The organism is Flavobacterium sp. 3HN19-14 (assembly GCF_051373205.1).
In the GTDB taxonomy this organism is placed as follows: domain Bacteria; phylum Bacteroidota; class Bacteroidia; order Flavobacteriales; family Flavobacteriaceae; genus Flavobacterium.
This window is the reverse complement of sequence record NZ_JBPPZT010000001.1, coordinates 631,529-649,140: the sequence shown is the minus strand read 5'-3', so window position 1 is coordinate 649,140 and position 17,612 is coordinate 631,529. Positions and strand designations below refer to the sequence as shown.

13 protein-coding genes, 1 tRNA gene and 3 pseudogenes are annotated in these 17,612 nt (G+C 38.6%); 13 read left to right on the top strand and 4 right to left on the bottom strand.

Features of this window, described 5'->3' with window-relative positions:
• The first annotated feature begins 81 nt into the window (after positions 1 to 81).
• Genes ACSLFW_RS03290 through ACSLFW_RS03280 form a run of 3 tightly spaced genes read left to right on the top strand, consistent with a single transcriptional unit; the run spans position 82 to position 2,235 of the window.
• The gene (locus ACSLFW_RS03290) at positions 82 to 750 is read left to right on the top strand and encodes a head GIN domain-containing protein (RefSeq protein WP_436554631.1); all 669 of its coding nucleotides are present in this window, start codon (positions 82 to 84) and stop codon (positions 748 to 750) included.
• Between the two features lie 49 nt (positions 751 to 799).
• On the top strand, positions 800 to 1,492 hold the full coding sequence (locus tag ACSLFW_RS03285; RefSeq protein WP_436554630.1) for a LysE family translocator: 693 nt from the start codon (positions 800 to 802) through the stop codon (positions 1,490 to 1,492).
• An 11-nt stretch (positions 1,493 to 1,503) separates the two neighbouring features.
• The gene (locus ACSLFW_RS03280) at positions 1,504 to 2,235 is read left to right on the top strand and encodes a GldM family protein (RefSeq protein WP_436554629.1); all 732 of its coding nucleotides are present in this window, start codon (positions 1,504 to 1,506) and stop codon (positions 2,233 to 2,235) included.
• Positions 2,236 to 2,581: 346 nt separating this feature from the next.
• Here ACSLFW_RS03280 and ACSLFW_RS03275 read toward each other — a convergent pair.
• Positions 2,582 to 2,652 (bottom strand) — tRNA-Cys (locus ACSLFW_RS03275).
• 130 nt (positions 2,653 to 2,782) lie between these two features.
• A complete protein-coding gene (gene folB / locus ACSLFW_RS03270; protein ID WP_436554628.1) occupies positions 2,783 to 3,142 on the bottom strand; it encodes a dihydroneopterin aldolase in 360 nt (119 codons plus the stop codon).
• Between the two features lie 120 nt (positions 3,143 to 3,262).
• Here folB and ACSLFW_RS03265 point away from each other — a divergent pair.
• Together ACSLFW_RS03265 and ACSLFW_RS03260 are read left to right on the top strand one after the other, a co-directional pair.
• Positions 3,263 to 5,376, top strand: a pseudogene (locus ACSLFW_RS03265) (glutamine--tRNA ligase/YqeY domain fusion protein).
• A 276-nt stretch (positions 5,377 to 5,652) separates the two neighbouring features.
• Positions 5,653 to 5,973: a hypothetical protein gene (locus ACSLFW_RS03260; RefSeq protein WP_436554627.1), complete on the top strand. Its 321-nt coding sequence runs from the start codon at positions 5,653 to 5,655 to the stop codon at positions 5,971 to 5,973.
• A 168-nt stretch (positions 5,974 to 6,141) separates the two neighbouring features.
• Here the strand turns inward: ACSLFW_RS03260 and ACSLFW_RS03255 are convergent, their stop codons facing one another.
• Positions 6,142 to 7,128 carry an SPFH domain-containing protein gene (locus ACSLFW_RS03255; protein ID WP_436554626.1) on the bottom strand — a complete coding sequence of 329 codons (987 nt, stop codon included), beginning with the start codon at positions 7,126 to 7,128 and terminating at the stop codon, positions 6,142 to 6,144.
• Between the two features lie 78 nt (positions 7,129 to 7,206).
• Between ACSLFW_RS03255 and ACSLFW_RS03250 the strand changes: the two genes are divergently transcribed.
• A complete protein-coding gene (locus tag ACSLFW_RS03250; RefSeq protein WP_436554625.1) occupies positions 7,207 to 7,830 on the top strand; it encodes an outer membrane beta-barrel protein in 624 nt (207 codons plus the stop codon).
• Between the two features lie 74 nt (positions 7,831 to 7,904).
• On the opposite strand, the pseudogene gltX reads toward ACSLFW_RS03250, so the two are convergent.
• Positions 7,905 to 9,419, bottom strand: a pseudogene (gene gltX, locus ACSLFW_RS03245) (glutamate--tRNA ligase).
• Positions 9,420 to 9,678: 259 nt separating this feature from the next.
• Here gltX and ACSLFW_RS03240 point away from each other — a divergent pair.
• The 7 genes and pseudogenes from ACSLFW_RS03240 to ACSLFW_RS03210 all read left to right on the top strand — a co-directional run bounded on the left by ACSLFW_RS03240 (position 9,679) and on the right by ACSLFW_RS03210 (position 17,544).
• On the top strand, positions 9,679 to 12,483 hold the full coding sequence (locus ACSLFW_RS03240) for a hypothetical protein (RefSeq protein ID WP_436554624.1): 2,805 nt from the start codon (positions 9,679 to 9,681) through the stop codon (positions 12,481 to 12,483).
• Between the two features lie 146 nt (positions 12,484 to 12,629).
• Positions 12,630 to 13,022, top strand: a complete 393-nt coding sequence (locus ACSLFW_RS03235) for a hypothetical protein (RefSeq protein WP_436554623.1) — start codon at positions 12,630 to 12,632, stop codon at positions 13,020 to 13,022.
• Positions 13,015 to 13,434, top strand: coding sequence for an rRNA maturation RNase YbeY (ybeY, locus tag ACSLFW_RS03230; protein WP_436554622.1), 420 nt, complete (start codon positions 13,015 to 13,017; stop codon positions 13,432 to 13,434). Before ACSLFW_RS03235 ends, ybeY begins: the two co-directional genes overlap by 8 nt.
• Before the next feature lie 62 nt (positions 13,435 to 13,496).
• A pseudogene (gene mnmG, locus ACSLFW_RS03225) lies at positions 13,497 to 15,367 on the top strand (tRNA uridine-5-carboxymethylaminomethyl(34) synthesis enzyme MnmG).
• A 164-nt stretch (positions 15,368 to 15,531) separates the two neighbouring features.
• On the top strand, positions 15,532 to 15,870 hold the full coding sequence (locus ACSLFW_RS03220; protein ID WP_436554621.1) for a hypothetical protein: 339 nt from the start codon (positions 15,532 to 15,534) through the stop codon (positions 15,868 to 15,870).
• A complete protein-coding gene (locus ACSLFW_RS03215; protein WP_436554620.1) occupies positions 15,870 to 16,715 on the top strand; it encodes a class I SAM-dependent methyltransferase in 846 nt (281 codons plus the stop codon). Before ACSLFW_RS03220 ends, ACSLFW_RS03215 begins: the two co-directional genes overlap by 1 nt.
• Before the next feature lie 250 nt (positions 16,716 to 16,965).
• On the top strand, positions 16,966 to 17,544 hold the full coding sequence (locus ACSLFW_RS03210) for an OmpH family outer membrane protein (RefSeq protein ID WP_436554619.1): 579 nt from the start codon (positions 16,966 to 16,968) through the stop codon (positions 17,542 to 17,544).
• Positions 17,545 to 17,612 lie beyond the last annotated feature (68 nt).

Sequence of the window (17,612 nt, the reverse complement as noted above, 5' to 3'; positions counted from 1 at the left end):
TACCGCAAAGTGAATAAGTTTTCCGCAAAGTTTAAAAAGCTAAGCTTAGCGCATTTTGCGGTTAATTTCAAACAAAAACACATGAAAAAGATAACTTTTATATTATTGCTTTTTGCAGTAAACACAAGCTTTTCACAGATTACAAAAACATTGGGAAATTTCGATAAAGTCACCGCTTTTGACCAGATCGATGTGACTTTAATCCACGGCAGTGAAAACAAAATCATCCTTTCCGGAGCTGATTCCGAAAAAGTAGAAGTTGTCAACAAAAACGGCGAATTGAAAATAAGGATGCCTTTAACGAAATTGCTCGATGGCGATAATATTTCGGCCACCATTTACTACTCAAGCCTCGAAGCTGTTGAAGCTAATGAAGGCTCGAGGATTGCAAGCCAGGAAATTTTTAAGTCAACCACTTTTAATATTATTGCAAAAGAGGGTAGCGAAATCAAACTCACGCTCGATACTGAAAAGCTAAAATTAAAAGCTTCCCAAGGTGCAAAAGTTTATTTGAGCGGAACTGCAGGAACACAGGATTTACTAGTGAATTCAGGAGCTGTTTACACCGCTGAAAAGCTTGTTTCAAAGCAGATTACAATAACGGTAAATGCCGGAGGCGAATCAAGGATCAATGCTACAGATTTAGTCGAAGCGAAAGTAAAGGCCGGAGGCGACATCAGGATTTATGGGCATCCGAAACAAATCAACCAAAAAATCATCGCCGGCGGAACAATTGAAGAAGCCAAATAGAATATCAAATTTTTAATTATATTTGTTTCAATTAGACCTTTAAAACTACTTGATGCAGGATATTTTATTAGCCATTCCGCTCGGAATATTACTTTGCTTTATGATTGGGCTGGTGTTTTTTGTGTTACTTGAAACGGCGGCTGTAAAGGGATTTCGTGCAGCAACAGTATTTGATTTAGGTGTTGTCACTGCAGATTTGGTTTTTATCTTGATTGCTTATTTCAGTAGTTATCGACTGATCAACAGCATTAAAGACGAACCCGCACTTTATATTTTTGGCGGATTGATAATGGTGACTTATGGGATTATTTCGTTTTTAAAACTCAAAAAACCACCCAAAAACATTGACGAGGATATTGAAGAAGTGATGGTTAAAAAGGACTATCTGAGTTTATACATCAAAGGCTTTTTCCTCAATTTCATTAATGTTGGCGTACTCGGATTCTGGCTGTTGATTTTCATCACTTTCGGGCCTGCATTAAAGATGGAAACTTCGAGGATTATTGTTTTTTTCAGTTCTGTTATCGGTACTTATCTTTTTGTTGACGTGATAAAAGTCATTTTGGCGAAACGATTGAAAAACAAAATGACACCTAAAAATATCCTCATAATCAAGAAAGTAACCAATGTAATGTTGATTGTTTTTGGTATTACCATTATGTTGCAAGGCTGGTTTCCCAGTGACCAGAAATTCGTAAAAAAGGCGGTTGAGATTATTGAGCCGCATGAGCGCAACAACTAAAATTTCTTCTTATGAAAAAATGGGTTGGTATTTTACTTTTCGTTTTTTCATTTTCCTATGCACAAAATGATACGATAAAATCTATTGGCGTTGTTGCAGCTGAGAGGATGAACGTGGTTTATCGTGGAGTTGCGAATCCAATCACTATCAGCGTTTCTAATTGTAAATCCTTTACCGCAAGTGCGCCGGGACTTACAAAAATTTCTGAAGGGTATTATCGTTTAACTCCTGGGGTTGGGCTTGAAGTGAATGTTATTTTGACAATTGTGCAATTTGATGGCTCGGTTCTTACTGAAAAACATCCATTTATAATAAAAAACATCCCAAAACCAATAGCTTTGTTTAACGGTAGAAACTGTCGGGATTGTATTGTAAAAGTTCAAAGAAGTGAATTTAAAGATGCTATTATTTCGGTGGATACAGGAGTAGAATTCAATCTGAATTTTGATGTAAAACAATTTTCCGTCTATATACCTAATCAAAAAGCAATTGTTATTTTTGGAAACAAATTTGACAGTATTCACAGGAAGCTTACTCGCTTGAAGTCAGGAACAGAAATCTTAATTTCAGATATAAGATATGGTCCGGATTGTGATAGTTGTGATAGAACAAGTGCAGCATCCATCCGTATTAAGGTAATAGATGACATTATACCATTTTTTAAAACAAAAAAATTCCTTAATGATAGCCTCCAAAATATCAAAACTCAAAGAAAGCTAGAGTTAAAAGAGAAAAAAAAATAAAAAAGCCTCCTGTTCAGTAAGCTTTTTTAGAGGCATCGAGCATCATCTTTACCATTATTTTTCCTAAAAATAAAAAAGCTCCCTTTTCAGTAAACTTTCTCAGAGGTATCGAGCACTGTCTTTATATAATTTATTCTAAAAATTTAAAAATAAAAAAAGCCTCCTTTTCAGGAAGATTTTTTCAGAGGCATCGAGCACTGTATTTATCTAATTTTTTCTAAAAATTTAAAAATAAAACAGCCTCCTTTTCAGGAAGCCTTTCTCAGAGGCATCGAGCACTGTATTTATCTAATTTTTTCTAAAAATTTAAAAATAAAAAAGCCTCCTTTTCAGGAAGCTTTCTCAGAGGCATCGAGCGGATTCGAACCGCTGTAGGAGCTTTTGCAGAGCCCAGCCTAGCCACTCGGCCACGACGCCAATTATCGATTGGACGGCAAATATAGCATAATATTTTAAAGTTCCAAAGTTACGAAGTAACAGAATCGCAAAGTTTTCGTTTTGCTTACTGAAATCTGCTGACTGATAACCGATTACTGAACACAGACCACTAATTCCGATACTCTTCCATCACAATCGTAACCGCCTCAACATCACCACCAATCGGCGGATTTAATTTTGAGACACCAACTACAATCCGTGAAACTGCCGCGATTTCCTTAAAGATTCTAATGATGATTCTGTGTGCCACATGTTCTAAAAGATGGGAACGAATCGCCATTTCCTCAACAACGATGCGGTTCAATAGTACATAATCAACGGTATCTTTCAAATCGTCAGAAGCTGAGGATTTGCGCAAATCGGTCTTGATTTCCAGATCGACAGAATAGTCAGAGCCAATTTTGCTTTCTTCTTCGAGACAACCGTGATAAGAAAAAGTTCTTATATTTTTGAGTTTTATAGTGCCCATAATATTGATTTGGTATTTGATTGTTGTTGCCGTTATAAATGTACTAAAATCAAATAACCAAAGCAACGAATACCCAAATAACCAACAATTTTGATAACTTTGCGGTTCAAAATTTTGAATATGTCAACCGAAGAGAAATCACTGAATTTCATTGAACAGATTATAGAAGAAGATTTAAAAAACGGGCTTTCGGGCGATAAACTGCGTTTCCGTTTTCCGCCGGAACCAAACGGTTATCTGCACATCGGTCACGCCAGCGCAATCGCGTTGAATTTCGGATTGGGAATCGATTATAAAGCGCCGGTAAACCTTCGTTTTGACGATACCAATCCCGCCAAAGAAGAACAGGAATATGTAGACGCGATCAAACGCGACGTGGAATGGTTGGGTTATAATTGGGCTGAAGAACGTTATGCATCTGATTATTTCCAGCAATTATATGATTGGCCGTCGGGTTTATCAAAAGCGGAAAAGCCTATGTTGACAGCCAGACTTCAGAGGAAATGGCAGCACAAAAAGGCACGCCGTCAACTGAAGGCACTGACAGTCCCTACCGAAACCGTTCCGTTGAAGAAAATCTCGATCTTTTCGAACGCATGAAAAATGGCGAATTTGCCGAAGGAACACACATCTTACGAGCAAAAATCGACATGAAATCAACCAATATGCTGATGCGGGATCCGATTATTTACAGGATTTTGCACAAGCACCACCACAGGACAGGCGACAAATGGTGCGTTTATCCGATGTACGATTGGGCGCATGGCGAAAGTGATTATCTGGAGCAGATTTCGCATTCATTTTGCACGTTGGAATTCCTTCCACACAGGGAATTATACGATTGGTTTTTAGACCAGATTTACGACGAAACCAAAGTGCGTCCGAAACAGCGAGAGTTTGCCAGAAGAAATCTTTCTCATACCGTTGTAAGCAAAAGAAAATTACTGAAACTCGTCGAAGATAATTTCGTAAACGGCTGGGATGATCCGAGAATGTCAACAATTTCAGGCCTTCGCAGACGTGGATACACGGCAACTTCTTTGCGGAATTTCGCCAACACCATCGGAATCGCCAAGCGCGATAACCTGATTGATGTGTCAGTTTTGGAATTCTGTATCCGGGAAGATCTCAATAAAATCGCACCTCGTGTAATGGCTGTTTTGGATCCGGTTAAGCTCGTTATTACGAATTATCCTGAAGGAAAAGAAGAATGGCTCGACGCCGAAAACAACCAGGAAGATGACAAAGCAGGCTTCCGAAAAGTGCCTTTTTCACGCGAAATTTACATCGAAAGAGAAGATTTCATGGAAGAAGCACCGGCAAAATTCTTCCGTCTGAGTATCGGAAAAGAAGTGCGCTTGAAGAATGCTTACATCATCAAAGGTGAAAGCGTTGTAAAAGATGCAGACGGAAATATCACGGAAATCCATGCGACTTATGACACAGAAAGTTTAAGTGGAAGTGGCACAGAAGCCAGCCAGCGCAAAGTTTCGGGAACATTGCATTGGGTTTCGACCGCACATGCGATTCCTGCTGAAATACGCCTTTATGACCGTTTGTTTACCGATGAAGCTCCGGATGCACATGCCGGCCGTGATTTCCTGGAATTCGTTAATCCGGAATCTTTGAAAATTGTAACCGGATTTGTAGAGCCAAGCCTAAAATCGGCGAAAAATGAAGATAAATTCCAGTTTCAGAGAATAGGATATTTCACAGTTGACAAGGATTCGACTTCGGAAAAACTGGTTTTCAATAAAACGGTCGGACTCAAAGATGCCTGGGAAGAAAAAGGCAAAAAAGAAGAAAATATTGTCACCAATTCACTCAAAGATTTGAACAAATATTTCAAGGTTTCCACTGATGCAGAACGACTTGCAATTGAAACGCCGATTGGTGAAAACCTCGCCACGATTTCGAATTACAGCCTCTTGAGTAATACTTTGAAGAAGAATATTGCGAACAACAAAGCATCGTTGCTTTTTGTCAATTTATTGCTGAAACATTCCCCGAACATCAAACTTGCTGAAATCGATGATGAAATCTTAGAGAAGTTATTTTCGATGTCCTTGAGAAGCGAATCTCCGTTTGTGCGATATGAGGCGATTCAAAATTTAAAACAGGACCAGGTTTTGTTTTTGAAATTCAGACCGCAACTTTCTGATTTGAAAAATTCGGAAAAAAATGAAAAAACCTGGAATTGCTTTCTCAGCTCGTGTAAAGCAAATCATAAATAAAAATGATAAAAAAGCGTCTTTTTAAGGCGCTTTTTTATTATTGATAATTTCGATTAAAATTTATTTTTTATTTACAAAAACTATTAAAATCGACTCTCATAAATTGATTTTAAGGCTGTTTTTAATAATATTTGACACAGAATTCATCTTCGGAAAAATTATCCAAACAAAGCTTTTATTTTGCTTTTTGACTCAATTCGGCAGACTTTAACCGTTGCTTAACAGAAAGCACTGTTTTTAAGTCGTAACTTTAATAAAAATTAAAAGAAAAAGATCATGGCAGGCAAAACAGAAAAAGCGATCGTTGGCGTTGTCGTAGGTGCAGCGATAGGAGCAGCGTTATATTATGCGTTCAAGGAAAAATCAACCAAAGATAAAATCAAAGATGGCTACAATCACACAAAAGACGATTTGGCCGATACCTTTGAAGAAATGACCAAAAAGCTGAAATCGAAATTCGGAAGGACTAAAAAAAGTTTCGAATCCAGTTTTGATGATCTGGTCGCCAACGGAAAAAACACCAAAGAAGACATCATCGGAATTTTAGAAACAAAACTTAAAGATTTAAAGCATACCGTGCATACGGCCACAAAATAATTTAGGTTTTTAAATGAGGAAGAGGCTGTGAAATTAATCGCAGCCTCTTTTTTTATTATCAGATGAAAGAGCAAAGAGTCAAGAATCAAGATGTTGCATTGAAAACATTGTATTGAATAGAACTCTTTTAAACACAATCATGGAAATCTTGATTCTTGATTCTATTTTCTAAACCGTCAGATCACTTTCATTGGCTGGCGGCAGTTTCGGCGTATGATGCTCGTCTTTCGATTTTACCTTTTTAGTAAGATTGTTCTTTTTCATCATTTCGCCAACCTGGTTGGAGGCTGAAAAAGAAGCCACCATATTATTCAACATATCACTTCCGGCTTGCGGAGAATTCGGCAAAAGAATCAAATTAGAATTCGCATCAGCACCGATAGCCTGCAAAGTATCATAATGTTGCGTCACGACAATCAACGCAGAAGCTTCCTGCGAATTGATACCGACGCCGTTTAAAACTTCAACACTTTCTACCAATCCGCGTGCAATTTCTCTGCGTTGATCGGCAATACCTTGTCCTTGTAAACGCTTGCTTTCGGCTTCAGCTTTTGCTTTTGCGACGATGCGGATTCTTGAACTTTCTGCTTCAAATTCGGCAGCGGTTTTTTCACGATCGGCTGCGTTGATACGGTTCATCGCGTTTTTCACCTGAATATCCGGATCGATATCGGTCACCAAAGTATTGATGATGTCGTAACCGTAAGTCGTCATCGCTTCGTTCAATTCGCGTTTTACGGCAATCGCGATATCGTCTTTTCTTTCGAAAACATCATCGAGTTTTAATTTCGGAACTTCGGCTCTTACAACATCAAAAACATAAGCGGTAATCTGGTCGTGCGGATATTCGAGTTTGTAAAAAGCGTCGTAAACTTTCTCCTGGATTACTTTAAACTGAACAGAAACTTTCATCTTAATAAAAACGTTGTCCTTCGTTTTGGTTTCGATGATGACGTCTAATTGCTGGATTTTGAGGTTGACGCGGCCGGCGACACGATCGATAACCGGAATCTTGATCTGCAATCCGGAATTGCGGACGCTCTGGAATTTCCCGAAACGTTCAATCACGACAGACGATTGCTGCTTGACGGTAAAAAATAAAGAGAAAAAAACAAAAAGAGCAAGAACTAGCGGAACAATAAAAATTACTTCCATCGATTTGAAAAGTGTTAATTGGTTAATTACTGATTGTACGCTAAATGCATTATGTTTGTTACAAATTTCACAAACCAAATGAAAAACGCTTTTTACAGCTTCGCCGCTTTTTTGCTTTCGATGACAGCTTTTGCCCAATACAATTACCGCGATTCGAACCGCATTGGCATCATCGCCGGAGTCAACCAAATCGGATTGTATACGTCAGATTTTGATGTAAAATCCGGAATGGGCTGGAATGCCGGTCTGTCTGTTCGCGGCAATTATTACGACAATTGGGATATGGTGTATGCGGTGCAGTTCAGCGAAGTGAATTTCGATGTACCGACGTATAATTCGTTATCACAGCCGAAAAATGTCAATTACAAATTCGGAACAGTGCAGATTTCATTACAGCTCAGCAAAAAGATTTTTGGTGAAAACCTGACGCTCGAATTCGGTCCGATTATTCAATTGAATGGCAAGATGGAAATTGACCGTGAGGACAAGCAAAATACAATCAAAGGAACGACGCTTAAAGCGGATGACATCACAGAAATTACCAACTATAATATTTATCCGACTGCGGGAATCACTTTTGGCGTGACGCATTTCCGTGCGAATATTTCCTATCAATACGGACTGATCAATATGTTCAGTCGTGTTGACAATGTGAAAGGAAATATGGGGATTTTGAATGGGAATTTGATTATTTACCTTTAACCGCAAAGTTCGCAAAGCTACACGCAAAAGCTTTGCGAACTTTGCGTAACCTTTGTGTTATTTGCGGTTAAATTTTAAAAAGTTGACGAAAAATTTGCTATCGCAGTCTGCAACCTGTTGATAGTTTCTTCCTTCCCAATCAACTCAGCAATATCAAACAAATGCGGCCTTTTCAAAGCGCCAACGAGACTTAAACGAAACGGCTGCATGATTTTTCCCATACCGATTTCGTTGGCCGACATCCATTCTTTTACTTTTGATTCGATTTCAAAAGTGTCCCAGTTTTCGATATTTTCTAAAACTGAAATCAATTGCAGCATCAATCCAGTAGTGTCTTCTTTCCAGTTTTTCGAGGCTTTTTCGTCGTAAGAAGTAGGTGCTACGAAGAAGAAATCTGCCAAATCCCAGAATTCAGAAACAAAATGTGCGCGTTCTTTTATCGAAGCGACAATCCGTACCAAAGTCGTATAATCAACAGCAATTCCTTTTTCGTATACGATAGGGGCAAAGGCTTTCGCCAAAGTTTCATCGTCCTGTTTGATCAGATATTGGTGGTTGAACCATTTGTTTTTTTCGGGATCGAATTTGGCGCCGGCTTTATGTACGCGGTTCAAATCGAATTTTTGTGTCAGTTCTTCCAACGAAAATAATTCCTGTCTGTGCCGTCGTTCCATCCTAACAAGGCAAGGAAATTGATAACCGCTTCCGGGAAAAATCCGTTTTCGCGATATCCTGATGAAACGCCTTCTTCGGTTTTCCATTCCAACGGAAATACTGGAAAGCCCATCTTATCGCCGTCTCTTTTTGATAATTTACCGTTTCCTATTGGTTTTAAAATCAATGGCAGATGCGCGAATTCAGGCGCTTCCCAACCAAAAGCACGGTACAATAAAACGTGTAAAGGCATTGATGGCAGCCATTCTTCACCACGTATGACGTGCGTCGTTTCCATCAAATGGTCATCGACGATATTCGCCAAATGATAGGTCGGCATGCCGTCGCTTTTGAACAAAACCTTATCGTCTAAAAGATTCGTTTCAAATTTAATGTCGCCACGGATGATGTCATGCAAGTGCAAAGTCTCATCAACAGGCGTTTTGAAACGGATTACGAAATCTTCACCATTGGCAATTCTTTTTTCGGTTTCTTCTTTCGAAATCACCAAAGAAGTATCCAGTTTTTCGCGATTGTTATGGTTGTAAATGAACGTTTTTCCTTCGGCTTCATATTCTTTCCGCAACGCATCCAAAGCGTCAGGAGTGTCGAAAGCATAATAAGCCCAACCGGAATCTATGAGTCGATCGGCGTATTGTTTGTACAGATGTTTCCGTTCGCTTTGACGGTAAGGCCCGAATTTTTCATTTTTCCCGACCGTTTCTTCCGGTGCGATGCCAAGCCATTCGAGCGCTTCCATGATATATGCTTCTGCGCCGGGAACAAAGCGGTTTTGGTCGGTATCTTCAACACGGAGGTAGAAAACCCCGCCGTGTTTCCTGGCAAAAAGATAATTGAAAAGGGCAGTGCGGACGCCGCCAATGTGTAAGGCCTGTCGGACTTGGTGCAAAACGCACACGGACTTGCTTAGACATTTTGTGGAATTTTGTTGCAAAGATAGATAATTAGCGAATTAGCGAATGAGATAATTAGCGAATGATTTGTGCAACGTTAATTGATATTGATATATTTAATTCTAGAAAAATTCTTTTTGGGCTCGATTTTGGCATTGTCTAATTTTCTAATTATCACATTTTCTAATTGTTATGGCATTCGCTAATTCGCTAATTATCCCATTCGCTAATTGAACATAAATTACTACTTTTATCGGTTATAAATAAAATTGCGAAAGATTTGGAAACCACATCGCTCATTTACCAGAAGTTAGAAGCATTTATTAAAAAATATTACACGAATGAATTGCTGCGCGGCACGATTTTCTTTGTCGGTCTTGGCTTGATTTATTTGCTGTTTACGCTGTTTGTAGAATATTTCCTTTGGCTGAAACCTGCCGGAATGACCGTACTATTCTGGACGTTTATTGCTGTAGAATTGTTTCTCGTTATTCGGTTCATTTTGTTTCCGCTTTCAAAATTATTCAGGATCAGGAAAGGAATAGATTACAATGACGCTTCAAAAATCATCGGAAACCATTTTACTGAAGTGAGCGACAAACTCACGAATTTCCTGCAATTGTCAAATGATAAGAACCAATCAGAATTATTATTGGCTTCAATAGAACAGAAAGCTGCGAATTTGCAGCGTGTGCCTTTTGGAAACGCTGTTAACTTCAATAAGAACAGGAAATATCTGCCACTCGCGATCATTCCGGTTTTGTTTTTCATCTTTTTTTATATTTCGGGAAACAGCGGCATGATTTCGCAGAGTTTTGACCGCGTCGTGCATTTCAAGCAGCAGTTTTTGCCGCCTGCGCCATTTCAGTTGGTTGTTGTAAATGAAAATTTGCAGACAGAGCAGGGAAGTGATTTTGTTCTCAAGATGAAATCTGAAGGAAAAGTCGTTCCGGAATCGGCTGTGATTTACATCAACGACGAGCGTTATTTTATGGAAACGGTTTCGCCCGGCGTATTCGAATACAAATTTGAAAAGCCAGTGAAGAATACTGAATTTCATGTGGAGGCGAATGAAGTTTCATCGGCAGATTATGAACTCGCTGTCGTTGCCGTTCCGACGATTGCCAATTTTGAAATGGTACTGAATTTTCCGGGTTATCTCAACAAGAAATCTGAATTGATTAAAGGTACCGGAAATGCAATTGTTCCTGAAGGTACGCGTGTGACGTGGAAAGTTGCCGCTTTGGCCACGAAAACCGTTGAATGGTCTGATTTGAAGTCGGTAACGCCGTTTTCTTCGAATGAAAATAATTTCAGTTTATCGAAAATTATTGTTCAAAATACAGATTATCAGATTCTTACATCGAATGCGAAAGTGAAGAATTACGAGAAATTGAATTATCAGATTTCTGTGGTTAAAGATCAATTCCCGACAATTTCTGTAAGTAATGCGCCCGACAGCCTGAAAGTTGATAAAAACGTTGTCATTGGACGTGTATCTGATGATTACGGACTTTCAAGGCTACAAATCGTCTATTACCCGAAAGGAAAACCTGAATCGGGAAGGAAAGCTGCAATTGCTGTGAAACGCGCTATTTTCGATCAGTTCATTTACACTTTTCCGGATAATCTTCCTGTAGAACAAGGCGTTTCGTATGAATATTATTTTGAGGTTTTCGACAATGATGCGCCGCATGGTTTCAAAGGGACGAAATCTTCTGTTTTCTCGAATCGCATTGAAACCAATGAGGAAAAGGAAGACAAAATGTTGCAGGAACAAAATAGCAACATCAACAGCCTCGAGAAATCACTGAAAAACCAGGACAAGCAGATGAGTGATTTGGATAAGCTTCAAAAGATGACCAAAGAAAAGGAAAATCTCGATTTTAAAGACCAGATGAAAATTGATGATTTCGTTAAAAAGCAAAAGCAGCAAGACGAAATGATGAAGCAGTTTTCTGAAAAAATGAAGGAAAATCTTAAGGATTTCAAGTCGGAGAAAAAAGATGAATTCAAGGAACAATTGCTTGAAAAAATCGAAAAAGCCGAAAAGGTTTCGGAAGAAACGCAAAAGCTTCTTGACGAATTAAAAGAACTCAACGACAAAATCAAGCAGGAAGACCTGATTGATAAAATGGATAAGATTAAGCAGAATGCCAAAAATCAAACGAAAAACCTGCAACAGTTGGTTGAGCTTACCAAACGTTATTATGTTGAAAAGAAAGCCGAGCAGATTGCAGATAAACTAGACAAACTTTCTGAAAAGCAGGATCAATTGTCTGATAAAGACAAAGAAAATAATTCAGAAAAGCAGGACGAAATCAATAAAGAATTTGACAAAATCCAGGATGAATTAAAAGAGCTTGACAAGGAAAATAAAGAATTAAAAAAGCCAATGGATATTCCGAAAGATGCCGAAAAAGAGAAAAGCATCGACGAAGATTTGAAAAAAGCATCGGATGAATTGCAGAAAGAAAATAAAGATAAAGCGAAACCAAAGCAGAAAAGCGCTGCCAAGAAAATGAAGCAGATGAGTGCTGCGATGTCAGAAAGCATGCAGGCAGGTGAAATGAATGAAATGGAAGAAGATATCAAAGTATTGCGTCAAATTCTTGATAATCTTTTGGCATTTTCTTTTTCTGAAGAGAACCTGATGAACCAGTTCAAAGGCCTTAGAAGGTTGTCGCCATCGTTCAATAAAAATCTCAAAATCCAGCAGGATTTGAAGCAGCAGTTCAAACACGTTGACGACAGTCTTTTTGCATTGTCGTTGCGTAATCCTAAAATCAGCGAAGAAATCAATAAGGAAGTCGGAAATGTACATTACAACATAGATAAGTCATTAGAGAATCTTGTTGAAGCTATTGTTCCAAAAGGTGTTTCGCACCAACAGTATGCCATTGCTTCAGCGAACAAGCTAGCCGATATGCTCAGCGATGCATTGAATGGCATGCAAATGTCGATGTTCCGGAATGGGCTTCGGAAAGCCAAAACCCGGACAGGGAGAAGGCATGCAATTGCCGGATATCATCCAAAAGCAAGATGCGCTTGGACAGAAAATGAAGGACGGCATGAAAAAAGGTGAAAAGCCCGGGACAAACCTGGGGATAAACCGGGTGACAAACCAGGCGATAAACCCGGAGGTAAGAAAGGTGACAAGCCAGGGAGAAAGGCGAAGGCGGAAAAGAAGGTGAAGGTGGCGAAGATGGCGAAGGAAATGCCGGTGATGTCATGCGCATTTATCAAGAGCAAAGACAGCTTCGCGATGCATTGCAAAAGGAATTAGACAAGCAGGGAATGGGCGGAAACGGCCAGAACGCATTGAATCAGATGAAAGACATCGAAAAACAATTGCTCAATAAAGGTTTCAAAAACGAAGTGCTGCAAAAGATTTTAAATGTGAAACAGGAATTGCTCAAACTCGACAAAGCCATCCAGCAACAAGGCGAGGAAAAGAAACGCCAGTCGCAAACCAATAAGAAAGAATTCAACAACCAGACCAACGCTTTAAATCCGGCACTGCAACAATATTTGAACAGTGTTGAGATATTAAACAGACAAAGCTTACCTTTGCGCTCCAATTTTGACCAGAAGGTTCAGGAATATTTTAAGAAGAATGATTAGTTTTAATTACGAAACCGACTTTGAATTAGGCAACGAAAAAGCTTATTCAAAATGGCTTTCAGAAGTGATAATTTCCGAAAAGAAAGAAGAAGGCGAAATCAATTATGTGTTTTGCGATGACGATTATCTGCATAAAATCAATGTCGAATACCTGCAGCATGACACTTTAACGGATATTATCAGTTTTGATTACTCTGTAGGAAATGAATTACACGGCGATATTTTCGTTTCTGTCGAAAGAGTTAAGGATAATGCGCTTGATTTCAATGTTTCTTTTGCGGAAGAATTAAAACGAGTGCTGGTTCATGGCATCCTGCATTACTGCGGCTATAAAGATAAATCTGAATTAGAGGAGCAATTTATGCGAAATAAAGAAAACGAAAAAATTTTAATGTTTCACGTGGAACAATAATTTTTAAGCGTCAATAATATTTATAATGTTTCACGTGGAACATAAATCAGAAAGGCAATACAATGTTTGACCAAGAATATGATGTAATTGTAGTTGGTGCCGGTCACGCTGGTTCCGAAGCTGCCGCTGCTGCTGCCAATATGGGGTCAAAAACTTTATTGGTAACGATGAGCCTTCAAAACATTGCTCAAATGTCCTGCAATCCTGCCATGGGAGGCATTGCAAAAGGGCAGATTGTTCGCGAAATTGATGCGCTTGGCGGCTACTCCGGAATCGTTTCAGACAAGACGGCAATTCAGTTCAAGATGCTCAATAAATCAAAAGGCCCGCGATGTGGTCACCGCGTGTTCAAAGCGACAGGATGCGTTTCGCTGAGGAATGGCGACTGATGATGGAACGAACGCCAAACCTTGATTTCTATCAGGAAATGGTACGTGGATTGATTATTGAGAATGGAAAAATCAAAGGAATTAAAACCTCGCTTGGCGTTGAAATTCGCTCTAAGGCTGTCGTATTGACGAACGGTACTTTCCTGAACGGATTGATTCACATCGGCGAGAAACAATTCGGCGGCGGAAGGGCAGGCGAAAGCGCAGCCTACGGAATTACAGAAGATTTAGTAAATGCCGGATTCGAATCAGGAAGAATGAAAACCGGAACGCCGCCGCGTGTTGACGGAAGATCTCTTGATTATTCCAAAATGAATGAAGAAAAAGGCGATGAAAGACCCGATAAGTTTTCTTATTCTGATGAAACGAAACCATTGACAAAACAAAAATCTTGTTACATGACTTATACATCTTTGGATGTCCATGATATTTTGCGTGAAGGATTTGACCGTTCGCCTATGTTTAACGGCAGGATTCAAAGTCTCGGAACAAGATATTGCCCATCGATTGAAGATAAAATCAATCGATTTGCAGACAAAGAAAGGCACCAATTGTTCGTTGAGCCTGAAGGTTGGGATACAGTCGAAGTTTATGTAAATGGCTTTTCAACTTCACTTCCGGAAGACATACAATTTAAGGCACTTCGTTCGGTTGCTGGTTTTGAGAATGTGAAATTCTTCCGACCGGGATATGCGATCGAATATGATTATTTTCCGCCTACACAATTAAAACATACGTTAGAAACCAAACTTGTTGAAGGTTTGTATTTCGCCGGACAAATCAACGGAACAACGGGTTATGAAGAAGCAGCTTCGCAAGGTTTAATGGCAGGCATCAATGCGCATTTGAAAATACACGAAAAAGAACCGTTAATCCTTAAAAGAGACGAAGCTTATATAGGCGTTTTAATTGATGATTTGATTACGAAAGGCACCGAAGAGCCATACAGAATGTTTACCTCACGTGCAGAATACAGAACATTATTGCGTCAGGATAATGCCGATTTCAGGCTGACACCAATGTCACACGCCATCGGATTAGCTTCTGAAAAACGCCTGCGAAGAATGGAACACAAGCTAAACGAATCTGAAAAAATGGTGAATTTCTTCAAAGAGACAAGTGTTACGGTCGCTGAAATAAATCCGATTCTCGAAGCAAAAGAATCTGCTTTGGTGAATCAATCCGATAAGATGTTTAAAGTTCTGTCGCGCCCCCAAATCGACTTAAACGACATGATGCAGCTTGATAAAGTAAAAGAGTACGTCGCTGCAAACGATGTCGATCAGGAGATTTTAGAACAAGCCGAAATACAAGTCAAATATTCCGGCTACATCGATAAGGAAAGAAATAACGCCGATAAACTCACGCGTCTCGAAGATGTAAAAATCCCTGAAGATTTCGATTACACCAAAATAAAATCAATGTCAATTGAGGCAAAACAGAAACTTACAAAGATTCGTCCGGTAACTATTTCGCAGGCATCAAGAGTCAGCGGTGTTTCCCCAAGTGATATTTCTGTTTTATTAATTCATATGGGAAGATAATATGTTTCACGTGGAACGATTTATAAAAAGCACAATAATGTGTGCGTTGTTTTTCAGTTTAATGGCTTGCAATTCTGCCAGAGACAGGCAAACAATCCCCGATTACCTGATTCTTGAAAACGGGAAAACCGCCATCGGAACAAAACCGCTAAACACTTTTATCTTTGAAAATACAAGGAGAGATATTGTATTCCAAAAATTCCTGCGTTTCAAAATACAAAGTTGTCGACCTGGACGAAAAGGAATTCAATATTAAAATCGATGGTCAAAATTTCCAAATGTTAGTTTATGATAATTCAGAACTCGAAAAATACTTCGATACTTCAAAATTCATTATCACCAACTTCCAGCCTGAAACTCAGGAAACGGTCAATATGCCAAGATTTTTCGCAATTTCTATGATCAGCGCGACAAATGATGATTGCCTTTCTGAAAATTCGATTTTTCATAATATCGCCATCAATTACCTTAAGAATTTAAAAGACGAATATTTAACACGATAATGGACAGTTCCCAAAAGCACTTTTTATCAGTAAAAGATTTTTCTGTTTCAGGAGAAGTTTTCGAATTGTATAAAGATGAAAATCTGGATATGCTCATCACAACGCCACAGCCTAAAGGTGAAGATTTGAATCGCTACTATGAAAGCGAAGATTATATTTCACACACTGACGGAAAACGCACATTCTTCGAAAAAATTTACCAATTCATAAAAAATATTGCGCTTGACAGAAAAGTGAAGCTCATCAACTCTTTGGCAAAACAAAAAGGCAATTTATTAGATATCGGTGCCGGAACAGGTGATTTTTTACTTCGTGCAAAAAATGATGGATGGAATATTACCGGAGTCGAACCTAGCAGCAAAGCAAAAGAAATCGCAACCCAAAAAGGTCTTTCCTTATTTGATGAATCGACCGGAATTAAAAGCGGTACTTTTGATATCATCACCATGTGGCACGTATTAGAGCATGTTCCCGATTTAGATTTTCAGATAAAAGAGTTAAAAAGACTTCTAAAACCAAACGGGCATATTATCATAGCGGTCCCGAATTTCAATTCCTACGATGCTGAACATTATGGTGCGTTTTGGGCCGCTTATGACGTACCGAGACATTTATGGCATTTTTCTAAAACTGCAATTGAAAAATTATTCGCCAAAGAATCATTTCAATTGGTTTTAATTTTACCGATGCAATTTGATGCGTATTATGTGAGCTTATTGTCAGAAAAGTATAAAACCGGAAAAATGAATTTTATCAGAGCATTTTTTACCGGATTGCAATCAAATAGTAAAGCAAAGCGTAATACAGAGTATTCTTCACATATTTACGTCATAAAAAACGCTTAAAATTGAAATTAAGCGTTTTGTACAATGATTTTTGGTCTAAATGACCATTCAGGTGAAGAAAAATCAAAATTGGCTTAAAACGCTTTATTTCAGGTCAATTTTAATAGCGATTCGTTATGGGATATTTTAAAACAATAAAGTAAGCTTATAGGCTTAAAATCACGCAAAATTTGAGATAAACATCTTTTTCCATTTGCAAAAAATATTTTTCCTATTTTTGGCACCAATTGAAAATAAAAGAAAAAACAGAATGAAAAGAATAATAGTAGTTATCGCGTTGGCACTTTCAATTGTTTCGTGCAACAAAACAACTGAAACGGTAAAAGAATCAAAAATTGCTTACATCGATACAGCTGAATTGATGAAAAACTCAACTGAAGCAAAAGACCTTCAGGAAAAATACAAAACAAAATCTGAAGAAATGGGCCACAAACTTGACGCTGAAATTGAAAGATTCAAGTCAGACTATGCCAATTTCGAGAAAAATGCACGTGCCAACGGACAAGCTTGGGCCGAGCAATACGGACCGCAAATCATGCAACGCAAAGAGCAATTGCAATATGCGCAACAAAGCATTGCACAACAGTTGCAGCAGGAAAGCGCTGTTGAGATGGATACGATGACCAACAACATGAAAAAATTCATTAAAGCCTACGGAAAAGAGAAAGGTTATTCATGGATTTACGGTACAGGTGACGCAGAATCAGTACTTTACGCAGAAGAGAAATACAACATTACCAAAGAAATTACCAAGTTGATCAACGACAAATACGACGGTAAAAAAGAAGAAAAAACAGCAACTCCAGTTAAAAAAGAGGAGAAGAAATAAACGTTTTCCAAGATAAAATCAAGCCTTCAATTCGAAAGAAATGAAGGCTTTTTTATTAATCGCAAAGC

Excerpts from the sequence above, each read along its gene's own strand:
- ACSLFW_RS03280 (WP_436554629.1), top strand. The coding sequence starts at position 1,504 with ATGAAAAAATGGGTTGGTATTTTACTTTTCGTTTTTTCATTTTCCTAT.
- folB (WP_436554628.1), bottom strand. The coding sequence starts at position 3,142 with ATGGGCACTATAAAACTCAAAAATATAAGAACTTTTTCTTATCACGGT.
- ACSLFW_RS03290 (WP_436554631.1), top strand. The coding sequence starts at position 82 with ATGAAAAAGATAACTTTTATATTATTGCTTTTTGCAGTAAACACAAGC.
- ACSLFW_RS03235 (WP_436554623.1), top strand. The coding sequence starts at position 12,630 with ATGCGCATTTATCAAGAGCAAAGACAGCTTCGCGATGCATTGCAAAAG.
- ACSLFW_RS03260 (WP_436554627.1), top strand. The coding sequence starts at position 5,653 with ATGGCAGGCAAAACAGAAAAAGCGATCGTTGGCGTTGTCGTAGGTGCA.
- ACSLFW_RS03210 (WP_436554619.1), top strand. The coding sequence starts at position 16,966 with ATGAAAAGAATAATAGTAGTTATCGCGTTGGCACTTTCAATTGTTTCG.
- ACSLFW_RS03250 (WP_436554625.1), top strand. The coding sequence starts at position 7,207 with ATGAAAAACGCTTTTTACAGCTTCGCCGCTTTTTTGCTTTCGATGACA.
- ACSLFW_RS03255 (WP_436554626.1), bottom strand. The coding sequence starts at position 7,128 with ATGGAAGTAATTTTTATTGTTCCGCTAGTTCTTGCTCTTTTTGTTTTT.
- ybeY (WP_436554622.1), top strand. The coding sequence starts at position 13,015 with ATGATTAGTTTTAATTACGAAACCGACTTTGAATTAGGCAACGAAAAA.
- ACSLFW_RS03215 (WP_436554620.1), top strand. The coding sequence starts at position 15,870 with ATGGACAGTTCCCAAAAGCACTTTTTATCAGTAAAAGATTTTTCTGTT.